This is a genomic window from Pseudomonas sp. GW821-FHT01A09 (genome assembly GCF_058986725.1).
The window spans coordinates 70,151-82,685 of record NZ_JBYSWB010000010.1 but is presented as its reverse complement, the minus strand read 5'-3'; the positions used below and the strand labels follow the sequence as shown (position 1 = coordinate 82,685).

The following is a 12,535-nucleotide window of genomic DNA, read 5'->3' as shown; positions in this document are numbered from 1 at the left end:
CATGAGCACTCATAATTTCAAACCTGACATGCCGCCACCGGGCAAGGTCTTCGGGCCTATGGCCTGGATGCGCAACAACCTGTTCGACGGCTGGTTCAACACCTTGCTCACGCTGGTGGCGATCTACCTGATCTACCTGATCATCCCGCCGCTGCTCGAGTGGGCCATCTTCAAAGCAAGCTGGGTCGGCACGACGCAGGCCGACTGCAACAAGGAAGGCGCCTGCTGGGTGTTCATCATCCAGCGCTTCGGCCAGTTCATGTACGGCTACTACCCGGCGGAGTTCCGCTGGCGCGTTGACCTGACCGTGTGGCTGGCAATCATCGGCGTGGCGCCGCTGTTCATCGCCAAGGTGCCGAAGAAGGCCATCTACGGGCTGTGCTTCATCGTCATTTACCCGATCGTTGCCTATTTCCTGCTGCACGGCGGCGCGTTCGGCCTTGAAAACGTCGCCACCAGCCAATGGGGCGGTTTGATGCTGACCCTGGTGATCGCCGTGGTCGGTATCGCGGGCGCGTTGCCGCTGGGCATTCTGCTGGCGCTGGGCCGTCGTTCGAACATGCCGGCGGTGAAGGTGGTCTGCGTGACCTTCATCGAATTCTGGCGGGGTGTGCCGCTGATCACCGTGCTGTTCATGTCTTCCGTGATGCTGCCGCTGTTCCTGCCTGAGGGCATGAACTTCGACAAGCTGCTGCGGGCGCTGATCGGCGTGATTCTGTTTCAGTCGGCCTACGTGGCCGAGGTGGTTCGTGGTGGCATGCAGGCCATTCCCAAGGGCCAGTACGAAGCCGCGGCCGCCATGGCGTTGGGCTACTGGCGCACCATGGGTCTGGTGATCCTGCCGCAGGCCTTGAAAATGGTGATCCCGGGGTTGGTCAACACCCTGATCGCGCTGTTCAAGGACACCAGCCTGGTGATCATCATCGGCCTGTTCGACCTGCTCAACAGCGTCAAGCAAGCATCCGCCGACCCTAAATGGTTGGGTATGGCGACCGAGGGCTATGTATTCGCCGCCCTGGTCTTCTGGATTTTCTGTTTCGGTATGTCCCGCTACTCCCAGTATCTGGAGCGCAAGCTGGACACTGGCCACAAGCGTTAGGAGTTTTCCCATGAGCGAAGCGATCAAACAGCCAGCGGGCGCCCCGGGCATCATCCAGATGCAGGGCGTCAACAAGTGGTACGGCCAGTTCCACGTACTGAAAGACATCAACCTCAATGTGCAGCAGGGTGAGCGGATCGTACTGTGCGGGCCTTCGGGCTCGGGCAAGTCGACCACCATCCGTTGCCTGAATCGTCTGGAAGAGCACCAGAAGGGCACCATCATCGTCGACGGCGTCGAGCTCACCAACGATCTCAAGCAGATCGAGTCGGTGCGTCGTGAAGTCGGCATGGTGTTCCAGCACTTCAACCTGTTCCCCCATCTGACCATCCTGCAGAACTGCACGCTGGCGCCGATGTGGGTGCGCAAGATGCCCAAGCGTCAGGCCGAAGAAATCGCCATGCATTACCTGCAGCGCGTACGGATTCCGGAGCAGGCCCACAAGTTTCCGGGGCAACTGTCCGGTGGCCAGCAGCAGCGTGTGGCGATTGCCCGTGCGTTGTGCATGAAGCCCAAGATCATGCTGTTCGACGAGCCGACTTCGGCACTCGATCCGGAGATGGTCAAAGAGGTGCTGGACACCATGATCGGCCTGGCCGAAGACGGCATGACCATGCTTTGTGTGACCCACGAAATGGGTTTCGCGCGGACCGTGGCCAACCGCGTGATCTTCATGGACAAGGGCGAAATCGTCGAACAGGCGGCACCGAACGACTTTTTCGATAACCCGCAGAGCGACCGTACCAAGATGTTCCTCAGCCAGATCCTGCATTGATCGGTTGAAGCGCATCGTCAGAAAACCCGGACGCAGGTTCGGGTTTTTTTTGGCCCGGCAAAAATGCTCGGGTTGACCCGTCAGGGGTGCAGCTGCCACAGTTGATTGCTAGCCATAATTGCGAGCCCCCCATGTCGATTCAACCCCAGCAGGCCGCCTCGGTCCCCGAGCCTGTGTCGATAAAGACCACTCAAGCCCATTCTTCTGCCGCTGCTCCTGTGGGAGCAGGCCCCGTCCGCGAAGGCGCCCCGGACCATCCAGTCGTTCATCGACGCTGGCTGCTGTTGCTCGGCCTGGTGCTGGTCGCACTGAATCTGCGCCCGGCGCTCTCGAGCATGGCGCCGCTGCTGGGCGAAGTGTCAGCCGCCCTGGGACTGTCCGGCACCCAGGCAGGTCTGCTGACCACTCTGCCCGTGCTCTGCCTGGGCCTGTTCGCGCCGCTGGCACCCTTGCTGGCCCGGCGCCTGGGCAGTGAACGGGTGGTGCTGCTGATCTTGCTGGTACTGGCGGCGGGCATCGCCTTGCGCAGCCATTTCGGTATAGCTGGGCTGTTCGCGGGCAGTCTGTTGGCCGGCGCCAGTATCGGCATCATCGGTGTGTTGCTGCCCGGCATCGTCAAGCGCGACTTCGCTCGGCAGGCCGGGATGATGACCGGTGTCTACACCATGGCCTTGTGCCTGGGCGCGGCGTTGGCGGCGGGCAGCAGCGTGCCGATCAGTAACCTGCTGGGCGGGCATTGGCAGCGGGGGCTGGGTTTCTGGCTGCTGCCTGCGCTGTTGGCGGCGCTGATCTGGTGGCCCCAGACGCGTACTCAGCACGCATCGCACAAGGTCGCCTACCGGGTGCGGGGCCTGTTGAAGGACCCGCTGGCGTGGCAGGTGACCCTGTTCATGGGCCTGCAATCGTCGCTGGCGTATATCGTATTTGGCTGGCTGCCGTCGATTCTGATGGGCCGTGGCCTGTCGGCGGCGGACGCCGGGCTGGTGATGTCCGGGTCGATCATCGTGCAACTGGCCAGTGCGCTGACGGCGCCATGGTTCGGCACCCGCGGGCGGGATCAGCGGCTGGCGATCGTGGTGGTGATGGCGCTGTCCATGGCCGGCCTGTTCGGTTGTCTGTATGCGCCGCTGGGCGGTTTGTGGGGCTGGGCGGTGGTGCTGGGATTGGGGCAGGGCGGGGTGTTTGCCTTGGCGCTGACCTTGATCGTACTGCGCTCCCGTGATGCCCATGTGGCTGCCAATCTGTCGAGCATGGCGCAAGGCGTGGGCTACACCATCGCCTCGCTGGGGCCCTTTGCCGTGGGCCTGGTGCATGACATGACCGGCGGCTGGAGCGCGGTGGGCTGGGTGTTCGCGTTTATCGGCGTCACGGCGACGGCGGCCGGGATGGGGGCGGGAAGGGCGTTGCAGGTGAATGTCAGCAGCGAGCGGGTGTGAAGCTGTGGCGAGGGGGCTTGCTCCCGATACGGGGTGTCAGTGTCAAGTCAGGTGACTGACACTCCGTATCGGGGGCAAGCCCCCTCGCCACAGGGTAAGCGGTGCCATCCTGATCGCACTTGCTGCACCATCATGGTAAAACTGCCCGCACAGTAACTGGTGGACACCCTGATGAGCGAAGCCCTGATCCGCGAATTCTACACGGCGTTCAGCCGCCTCGATGCCGAGGCCATGTGCGCCTGCTACAGCAAGGATGTGCTGTTCAGCGATCCGGCTTTCGGTACCTTGCGCGGCGACGATGCCAGGGACATGTGGCGCCTGTTGGCGTCCCGCGCCCAGCAGTTTTCCTTGAGCTTCGACCAGGTCCGCGGCGATGAGCGCGCGGGCGCGGCCCATTGGGTGGCGACCTACCTGTTCAGCCAGACCGGCCGCACGGTGGTCAACGATATCCAGGCGCGCTTCGTGTTTCGCGACGGCAAGATCAGCGAGCATCACGATCAGTTCGATTTCTGGCGCTGGTCGCGTCAGGCGCTGGGCACCCCTGGGCTATTGCTGGGTTGGACGCCGATGTTGCACCGCAAGGTCAACCAGCAGGCGCTCAAGGGGCTGCGCAGCTTCCAGGCCGGGCGCGCGGGCACTGCGCTCTGATATCCTGCGCGTCATGACCGATCCGATCTGTGAAGCGCTGCTCGCGCCCTCTCCCAAGCCCTGGTCCGTGTACCTGGTGCGCGCGGCCAATGGTGCCCTTTACTGCGGCATCAGCGACGATCCGCACCGCCGCTTCGCCAAGCACCAGAGTGGCAAGGGCGCGCGGTTCTTCGCCTCCAGCCCGGCGGTGGCTCTGGTGTACGTCGAAGTCTGGCCCGACAAGGGCGAGGCGCTGCGCCAGGAGCGGTTGATCAAGCGCCTGCGCAAAAGTGCCAAGGAGGCGCTGGTGGCGGCCTACAGTATTGATCCCGATGGCCCCTTCGCGGGCAAGCCCTGCTCCCACAGGGGTACGACTCCAGACCCGGTCACACTGTGGGAGCAAGGCTTGCCCGCGAAGAGGCCGGAACAGCCGGTAAATACGCCAGACTGAGCCCGTATCCAATTCTCTGGGTAGGCCGATGGGCGAGCCCGGCTCCCACAATGACCTCTAGAGCCTTACCCCTGTGGGAGCAGGGCTTGCCCGCGAAGAGGCCGGAACAGCCGGTAAATACGCCAGACGGAACCCGTATCCAATCCCATGGGTAGGCCGATGCTCCGCACGCGGGTAAGCTGAGGAAACAAATTCCAACAGCGGACGCTGCCCATGTCAGAGCTCATCCTTCACCATTACCCCGCTTCGCCTTTCGCCGAAAAGGCCCGCCTGATGCTCGGCTTCAAGGGCTTGTCCTGGCGTTCGGTGACGATCCCGCCGATGCTGCCCAAGCCCGATCTGATGCCCTTGACCGGTGGCTATCGCAAGACGCCGGTGCTGCAGGTGGGCGCCGACATCTACTGCGACACGGCACTCATCGCCCGCCGCCTTGAGCAGGAAAAGGCCCAGCCCGCGATGTTCCCGGTGGGTCAGGAAATGATCACCGCGACCTTCGCGGCCTGGCTCGATTCGTTCGCGTTCGCCAACTGCGTGGCCCTGATATTCCAGCCGGAGTCAGCGGCAGTGCGGTTTGCGCGCTTCTCGCCAGATGCCCGGCAGGCGTTTATCGAGGACCGCATGAAGTTGTTTTCCGGGGGCACGGCCGTGCGCGTCGCCGTCGAGCAGGCCAAGCAGCAGTGGCCAGTGATCATGGCGCGCCTCGAGCAGCAGTTGCAGCGCGAGGCCGGCGACTACCTGTTCGGTGAGCCGAGCATCGCTGACTTCTCCATGGCGCACCTGTGCTGGTTCCTCAAGGGCACCCCGGTTACCGCGCCGCTGGTGGACGCCTATCCGGCAGTGAGTGCCTGGTTCGCGCGGGTTCAGGGTTTCGGGCATGGCGCATCCAGCGAGCTCAGCGCGGAGCAGGCTCTCGAGATCGCTCGGGATGCGACGCCGGCGCCATTGCCCGCCGAACCGTTCGATGACCCTAACGGCTTCAAGGCCGGCGATCAGGTGGCGATCGCGGCGGTCGACTACGGCGTCGATGGGGTGGAGGGCGAGTTGGTGTATGCCGGGGGCGAGCAATTCATCCTCAAGCGTCAGGACGATCGCGTCGGTACGGTGCATGTGCACTTCCCGCGGTTGGGCTTTCGCGTCGAAAAATGCTGAAATCTGCGTTGCCTGATCTGGCCCCTTCGCGGGCAAGTCTTGCTCCCACAGGTGTAGGGCTCAGGAGCGGTTGACACTGTGGGAGCAAAGCTTGCTCGCGAAGACGGCAGTCAGACCGCCGCTCATCTCAGTCCTTGCGCCGCTTGAGCTGATCGGTCAACTGCGTCGGCAGGCCCTTGATGATCAGCGTGCCGGCTTCCTCGTCATATTCGATCTTGGAACCCAGCAGGTGGGCTTCGAAACTGATCGACAGGCCCTCCGCGCGGCCGGTGAAACGGCGAAATTGATTGAGCGTGCGCTTGTCCGCGGGGATCTCTGGTGACAGCCCGTAGTCCTTGTTGCGGATGTGATCGTAGAACGCCCGTGGATGGTCCTCGTCGATCAACCCGGAGAGCTCTTCCAGGGCCATGGGCTCGCCCATTTTCGACTGGCTGCTGGCGTAATCCACCAGTGCCTGGGTTTTCTCCCGGGCAGCCTCCTCAGGCAGGTCCTCGCTCTCGACGAAGTCACTGAAGGCCTTGAGCAGAGTGCGGGTTTCTCCCGGGCCGTCGACGCCTTCCTGGCAACCGATGAAATCGCGGAAGTATTCCGAGACCTTCTTGCCGTTCTTGCCCTTGATGAACGAGATGTACTGCTTGGACTGCTTGTTGTTCTGCCATTCCGACAGGTTGATCCGCGCCGCCAGGTGCAACTGGCCCAGGTCCAGGTGCCGCGACGGGGTGACGTCGAGCGCGTCGTTCACGGCCACGCCTTCGCTGTGGTGCAGCAGGGCGATGGCCAGGTAGTCGGTCATGCCTTGCTGATAGTGAGCGAAGACCACGTGGCCGCCGGTGGAGAGGTTGGACTCTTCCATGAGCTTTTGCAGGTGCTCGACTGCGGTGCGGCTGAAACCGGTGAAGTCCTTGTCGCTTTCAAGGTACTCCTTGAGCCAACCGCTGAATGGGTGCGCGCCGGATTCGGCATGGAAGAAACCCCAGGCCTTGCCCTGTTTGGCGTTATAGCTCTCGTTGAGATCGGCGAGCAGGTGCTCGATGGCCTGGGAGGCCTGCAGTTCGGTGTCGCGGGCGTGGAGCACAGCGGGGCTGCCGTCGGGTTTCTTGTCGATCAAGTGGACGATGCAATGACGGATCGGCATAGGCTTCTCGGCTGGTGAAATGGGAGCCAGCGTAGCGGGACGGGCGCTCGCTGCAAAGTCGCCAAGTGTAGCGCAATGGGGGGCTGGCTGGTCCATGAGGGCCGGGGAATAGGGCTCGGTGCGACACTTTTGGACGTTTTTTGGCCAAATGATCAATAAACCTGAATATTTGCTCCATCAGTGGCGGATATTTATCCGTTGCTGTGCTAGTTTTGCCCGGTCTTGCGCCCTGTTCGGTATCGAACATCGGCTGAACGGCGCGCATCACTCGCAGCTCACTGCTGTCAGGTCGAACCAAACGCCGATTTGTGTATCTACATTCGCGATTGGCGTGGCACCAACACCCTTGCCAGGCCTGCCGGGTCTGGTCCGACGACCGACATTGCACACTGCAATCCAAATGAATTTGATAGGGAAGGAACACCACCATGGCATTAACCAAAGACCAACTGATCGCCGACATTGCTGAAGCCATCGACGCGCCTAAAACCACCGCGCGCAATGCTCTTGAGCAACTGGGCCAGATCGTTGCTGATCAGTTGGAAAATGGCAACGAAATCACTCTGCCAGGTATCGGTAAGCTGAAAATCACCGAGCGTCCAGCTCGCACTGGCCGCAACCCTTCGACTGGCGCCGCCATCGAAATCGCTGCCAAGAAAGTCGTCAAGTTCGTGCCAGCCAAAGTGCTGACCGACTCTGTTAACAAGTAATTGTAAACAGGCTTTCAGAGACCGCGCCGTGGGGAGACCCAGGTGCGGTTTTTTATTGTCTGTTGAAAAGATCAAAAGCTTCGCGGGCAAGCCTTGCTCCCACAGGCGCACGACTCTGGATCGGCAAAACCCTGTGGGAGCCACCCTTGCTCCCACAGGCGTACGACTCTGGATCGGCAAAACCCTGTGGGAGCGAGGCTTGCTCGCGAAGAGGCCGGCAAGACCGACAAATCACTTCGTCTGAAACGTCCAGGCGATAAACCGACTTTGTTTTTGACCCTGGCCCATCTCCACCACCGTGCTGTCCAGCGCCCCGGCTTTTTTCAGCGCCGCCTGAATCCCCGGCAGATTGGACGCCTTCGATACCAGCGTGCTGAACCAGCGCACCTGTTGCCCAAACGCCGCGCTCTCGGCCACCAGCTGGCTGGTAAAACGGATCTCGCCGCCCTCGCACCACAGCTCGTTGTTCTGCCCGCCAAAATTGAGCACCGGCAGCTTGCGCTTCGGATCGGCCTTGCCCAGCGCCCGCCATTTGCGCTGGCTGCCTTTGGTGGCTTCGGCCAAAGACGCGTGGAAGGGCGGATTGCACATCGTCAGGTCAAAGCGTTCGTCAGCCTGGATCAGGCCCTTGAGAATGTACCGTGGATCGGCCTGGCGCAGGCTGATAGCTTTCTCCAGGCCGTTGGCCTGCACGATCGCCTTGGCCGATGCCAGGGCCACAGGGTCGATGTCAGAGCCCACGAACTGCCAACGGTAATCGCTGTAGCCCAGCAGCGGATAGATCACGTTGGCACCTACCCCCACGTCCAGTACCCGCACCACGCTACCGCGCGGGATCTCGCCGCCTCGGTCGGCGGCCAACAGATCCGCCAGGCAGTGCAGGTAGTCGGCCCGCCCCGGGATCGGCGGGCACAGGTAGCCTTCGGGAATGTCCCAGTGCTGGATGCCATACAGCGCCCGCAGCAGGGCACGGTTGAACACCTTGACCGCCGCCGGGTTGGCGAAATCGATGCTCTCCTTGCCATAGGGGTTGATGATCATGAACTGGGCAAGCTCGGGGCTGCTCTTGATCAGCTTGGGGAAGTCGTAGCGGCCCTGATGGCGGTTGCGCGGGTGCAGGGTGGGTTTGGCGGGGGATGTCATGTCGATACGTCCAGTGCAAATGTGGCGAGGGGGCTTGCTCCCGATACGGTGTGCCAGTCACCGCTGCCGGGACTGAGACACCGTATCGGGAGCAAGCCCCCTCGCCACACAGGTGCGGTGTTTACAGGCTGCTGATCCGCGCGTGCTGCTCGGCCAGTTTGCCCAGCGCCTGCTCGGCTTCGGCCAGCTTGGCGCGTTCTTTGTCGATGACCGCTGGGGGCGCCTTGTCGACGAAGGCAGCATTCGAAAGCTTGCCGCCGACGCGCTGGACTTCACCCTGCAGACGCTGGATTTCCTTGTCCAGACGCGCCAGTTCGGCGTCCTTGTCGATCAGCCCGGCCATCGGCACCAGCACTTCCATCTCGCCCACCAACGCGGTGGCGCTCAATGGCGCTTCGGCGCCGGCGTCCAGCACGGTGATCGACTCGAGCTTGGCCAGCTTCTTGAGCAAGGCTTCGTTCTCGAGCAGACGACGCTGGTCTTCGCTGCTGGCGTTCTTGACGAAAATCTGCAGCGGCTTGCCGGGGCCGATGTTCATTTCGCCACGAATGTTGCGAGTGCCCAGCATCAGGCCCTTGAGCCATTCGATATCGTCTTCGGCGGCCACGTCGATGCGCGATTCGTTGGCCACTGGCCACGGCTGCAGCATGATGGTCTTGCCCTCGGCACCCACCAGCGGCGCCAGGCGCTGCCAGATTTCCTCGGTGATGAACGGCATGAACGGATGCGCCAGGCGCAGCGCCACTTCCAGCACGCGCACCAGGGTGCGACGAGTGCCGCGCTGGCGTTCGACCGGCGCGTTCTCGTCCCACAGCACGGGCTTGGACAGCTCCAGGTACCAGTCGCAGTATTGGTTCCAGATGAACTCGTACAGCGCCTGAGAGGCCAGGTCGAAGCGGAACTGATCCAGCTGGCGGGTCACTTCGGCTTCGGTGCGTTGCAGCTGCGAGATGATCCAGCGATCGGCCAGCGACAGCTCGTAGGCTTCGCCGTTCTGGCCGCAGTCTTCGCCTTTGTCCAGCACGTAGCGGGCGGCGTTCCAGATCTTGTTGCAGAAGTTTCGATAGCCTTCGACGCGGCCCATGTCGAACTTGATGTCGCGCCCGGTGGAAGCCAGCGAGCAGAAGGTGAAGCGCAGGGCGTCGGTGCCGTAGCTGGCGATGCCGTCGGCGAACTCGTCGCGGGTCTGCTTCTCGATCTTCTTGGCCAGCTTGGGCTGCATCATCCCCGAGGTGCGCTTCTGCACCAAGGCTTCGAGTTCGATGCCGTCGATGATGTCCAGCGGGTCCAGGACGTTGCCCTTGGACTTGGACATTTTCTGGCCCTGGCCGTCACGCACCAGGCCGTGCACGTACACCGTCTTGAATGGCACCTGCGGGGTGCCGTCCTCGTTCTTGATCAGGTGCATGGTCAGCATGATCATCCGGGCGACCCAGAAGAAAATGATGTCGAAGCCCGTCACCAGCACGTCGGTGGAGTGGAATTTCTTCAGGAATTCGGTCTGCTCCGGCCAGCCGAGGGTGGAGAAGGTCCACAGCCCCGAGCTGAACCAGGTGTCGAGGACGTCGTTGTCCTGATTCAGTACCAGGTCGTCGCCCAGGCCGTGCTTGGCGCGCACTTCGGCTTCGCTGCGGCCGACGTAGACCTTGCCCGACTCGTCGTACCAGGCCGGGATGCGGTGGCCCCACCAGAGCTGGCGGCTGATGCACCAGTCCTGAATGTCGCGCATCCAGGAGAAGTACATGTTTTCGTATTGCTTGGGCACGAACTCGATGCGGCCGTCTTCCACGGCGGCGATCGCCGGCTCGGCCAACGGCTTGGTGGACACGTACCACTGGTCGGTCAGCCACGGCTCGATGACGGTGCCGGACCGGTCACCCTTGGGCACCTTGAGGCCGTGATCGTCGACGCTGACCAGCAGGCCCAGTTCGTCGAACGCGGCGACGATCTGCTTGCGCGCTTCAAAGCGCTCCAGGCCCGCGTATTGCGCGGGCAGGGTGCCGTCGACGGCGTCGTTGAGGCTGCCGTCGAGGTTGAACACCTGGGCGGCGGGCAGCACGTGGGCATTCTTGTCGAAAATGTTGAGCAGCGGCAGGTTGTGGCGCTTGCCGACTTCGTAGTCGTTGAAATCGTGAGCCGGAGTGATCTTCACGCAGCCGGTGCCGAACTCGGGGTCGCAGTAATCATCAGCGATGATCGGGATGTGACGACCCACCAGCGGCAGCTCGATGAACTTGCCGATCAGCGCCTGATAGCGCTCGTCGTTCGGGTTCACGGCCACGGCGGCGTCGCCGAGCATGGTTTCCGGGCGGGTGGTGGCGACGATCAGGTAGGCGTTGCCCTCGGCGGTTTTCGCGCCGTCGGCCAGCGGGTACTTGAGGTTCCACAGGAAGCCTTTCTCGTCGTGGTTTTCCACTTCGAGGTCGGAGATGGCGGTGTGCAGCTTGGTGTCCCAGTTGACCAGGCGCTTGCCGCGGTAGATCAGGCCGTCTTCATGCAGGCGCACGAACGCTTCCTTGACCGCTTCCGAGAGGCCGTCATCCATGGTGAAGCGTTCGCGGCTCCAGTCCACGGACGAGCCCAGGCGGCGAATCTGACGGCTGATGTTGCCGCCGGACTGATCCTTCCATTCCCAGATCTTGTCGAGGAATTTTTCCCGACCCAGGTCGTGGCGACTCTGGCCCTGGGCTTCGAGCTGGCGCTCGACCAGCATCTGGGTGGCGATACCGGCGTGGTCGGTACCGGGCTGCCAAAGGGTGTCGCGCCCCTGCATGCGACGGAAACGGATCAGGGCGTCCATGATCGCGTTGTTGAAGCCGTGGCCCATGTGCAGGCTGCCGGTAACGTTCGGCGGCGGGATCATGATGGTGTAGGACTCGCCCGCGCCTTGCGGGGCAAAGTAGTTCTCGGACTCCCAGGTCTGGTACCAGGAAGTTTCGATGGCGTGCGGCTGGTAGGTCTTATCCATGCGCGGCGGGACCCTATAGGCATTAATTCAGGAAAGCCGACAAGTATAACGCCAATGGGCGGGCAGGCACATGCCTTGCGGCGGGGAGTGACAATTACGGCGGTGTAGCGAGGGGGCTTGCCCCCGATCCGGTATCGGATACCACAGTGGAAGTGGTGAACCGAGTCGGGGGCGAGCCCCCTCGCTACAGGGCGGGTATTCAGTTGCCCAGCAGGCGCTCCAGCCGGGCTTCGAGGCGGCGTTTGACTTCCGCCTCGATGTGCGGGGCGAAGTCGTCGATTACGTCCTGCATGATCAGTTGTGCCGCCGCGCGCAGTTCGGCATCCAGGTGCAGCAAGGTATCCTGGCGGTTGCGTTCTTGCTGCGTCCCATTGGGCGTCGGGGCCGCGGGTACCACAGGCTCGGCCGTAGTGGTGGAGCGTTCGTCAGCCAGCTCGAACAGCAGGGGGATCTGCTCCTCGCTGTCTTGCACGGTTTCGGTCAGTAGCGGCGGTTGCAGGTCGTCGTCGCCGAGCAACTGGCGGATCGACTCGAGGTCGTCCAGCAGGTGCGCGGATTTAGGCAAGTTGTATGGTTTGTCCATCGTCGGCTCAAAGTCGCGTCAAGCGGTGATCTTGCAAAGGATAGCCCTTCTCCCGGTAGAAACGGAAACTCTCCCGCGCAGCCTGGCGAATCGCCGGGTCTTCGACCACGATCTCGGCCACGCGGGCGAAGCGCGCGAAGTCGGTCGGTATGCTCAGACCGAGGTTGACCAGCAGATCGCTGTGCTCGCCGCTCTGGTCATCCAGGCCCAGGGCGATCGGGGCGTTGTCAGCTGCCTCGATCAGGCTGTGGGGGACGAAGCTCTCGCCCTTGAAGCTCCACAGGCGCGCGTCCAGCGCATCGCGTTGGGCGTTGTCGGCGCACTGCAGATAGACCCGATGACCAAGGCGCCAGGCTTTTTCCGTGAGTTTGCAGGCGAAATCCAGGCGTGCGGCGGGGGAGGGGCTGGGGAGGATGTAGAAGTCGATTTTGGTCATGGTCAGGGCAACAAGGCTGGACA

At 62.7% G+C, this 12,535-nt stretch carries 12 protein-coding genes; 7 read left to right on the top strand and 5 right to left on the bottom strand.

Annotation, left to right across the window (positions count from 1 at the left end):
• The first annotated feature begins 1 nt into the window (after position 1).
• From AC3WJP_RS13845 to AC3WJP_RS13820, 6 genes are all read left to right on the top strand, one after another.
• Positions 2 to 1,099 (top strand): amino acid ABC transporter permease, encoded by a 1,098-nt coding sequence (locus AC3WJP_RS13845; protein WP_493722665.1) that lies wholly within the window; start codon positions 2 to 4, stop codon positions 1,097 to 1,099.
• 10 nt (positions 1,100 to 1,109) lie between these two features.
• Positions 1,110 to 1,874 (top strand): amino acid ABC transporter ATP-binding protein, encoded by a 765-nt coding sequence (locus tag AC3WJP_RS13840; protein WP_493722666.1) that lies wholly within the window; start codon positions 1,110 to 1,112, stop codon positions 1,872 to 1,874.
• Between the two features lie 131 nt (positions 1,875 to 2,005).
• The gene (locus AC3WJP_RS13835; protein ID WP_493722667.1) at positions 2,006 to 3,310 is read left to right on the top strand and encodes a CynX/NimT family MFS transporter; all 1,305 of its coding nucleotides are present in this window, start codon (positions 2,006 to 2,008) and stop codon (positions 3,308 to 3,310) included.
• A 171-nt stretch (positions 3,311 to 3,481) separates the two neighbouring features.
• Entirely contained in the window at positions 3,482 to 3,958 is a 477-nt protein-coding gene (locus AC3WJP_RS13830) for a nuclear transport factor 2 family protein (protein ID WP_226503023.1), read from the top strand.
• Between the two features lie 13 nt (positions 3,959 to 3,971).
• Positions 3,972 to 4,388, top strand: coding sequence for a GIY-YIG nuclease family protein (locus AC3WJP_RS13825; protein ID WP_493722668.1), 417 nt, complete (start codon positions 3,972 to 3,974; stop codon positions 4,386 to 4,388).
• Positions 4,389 to 4,601: 213 nt separating this feature from the next.
• Positions 4,602 to 5,537 (top strand): glutathione S-transferase family protein, encoded by a 936-nt coding sequence (locus AC3WJP_RS13820; RefSeq protein WP_493722669.1) that lies wholly within the window; start codon positions 4,602 to 4,604, stop codon positions 5,535 to 5,537.
• Between the two features lie 127 nt (positions 5,538 to 5,664).
• Here AC3WJP_RS13820 and yejK read toward each other — a convergent pair whose 3' ends face one another.
• On the bottom strand, positions 5,665 to 6,672 hold the full coding sequence (yejK, locus tag AC3WJP_RS13815) for a nucleoid-associated protein YejK (protein ID WP_493722670.1): 1,008 nt from the start codon (positions 6,670 to 6,672) through the stop codon (positions 5,665 to 5,667).
• Positions 6,673 to 7,100: 428 nt separating this feature from the next.
• Between yejK and AC3WJP_RS13810 the strand changes: the two genes are divergently transcribed.
• Complete coding sequence (locus AC3WJP_RS13810; RefSeq protein WP_493722671.1) at positions 7,101 to 7,382, top strand: HU family DNA-binding protein; 282 nt, start codon at positions 7,101 to 7,103, stop codon at positions 7,380 to 7,382.
• A gap of 231 nt (positions 7,383 to 7,613) precedes the next feature.
• Here the strand turns inward: AC3WJP_RS13810 and rlmF are convergent, their stop codons facing one another.
• From rlmF to AC3WJP_RS13790, 4 genes are all read right to left on the bottom strand, one after another.
• The gene (gene rlmF, locus AC3WJP_RS13805) at positions 7,614 to 8,525 is read right to left on the bottom strand and encodes a 23S rRNA (adenine(1618)-N(6))-methyltransferase RlmF (protein WP_493722672.1); all 912 of its coding nucleotides are present in this window, start codon (positions 8,523 to 8,525) and stop codon (positions 7,614 to 7,616) included.
• A gap of 121 nt (positions 8,526 to 8,646) precedes the next feature.
• Positions 8,647 to 11,493 (bottom strand): valine--tRNA ligase, encoded by a 2,847-nt coding sequence (locus AC3WJP_RS13800; RefSeq protein ID WP_493722673.1) that lies wholly within the window; start codon positions 11,491 to 11,493, stop codon positions 8,647 to 8,649.
• Positions 11,494 to 11,692: 199 nt separating this feature from the next.
• Entirely contained in the window at positions 11,693 to 12,076 is a 384-nt protein-coding gene (locus tag AC3WJP_RS13795) for a DNA polymerase III subunit chi (protein WP_493722674.1), read from the bottom strand.
• A gap of 7 nt (positions 12,077 to 12,083) precedes the next feature.
• Positions 12,084 to 12,512: a DNA polymerase III subunit chi gene (locus AC3WJP_RS13790; protein ID WP_493722732.1), complete on the bottom strand. Its 429-nt coding sequence runs from the start codon at positions 12,510 to 12,512 to the stop codon at positions 12,084 to 12,086.
• Between the last annotated feature and the right edge of the window lie 23 nt (positions 12,513 to 12,535).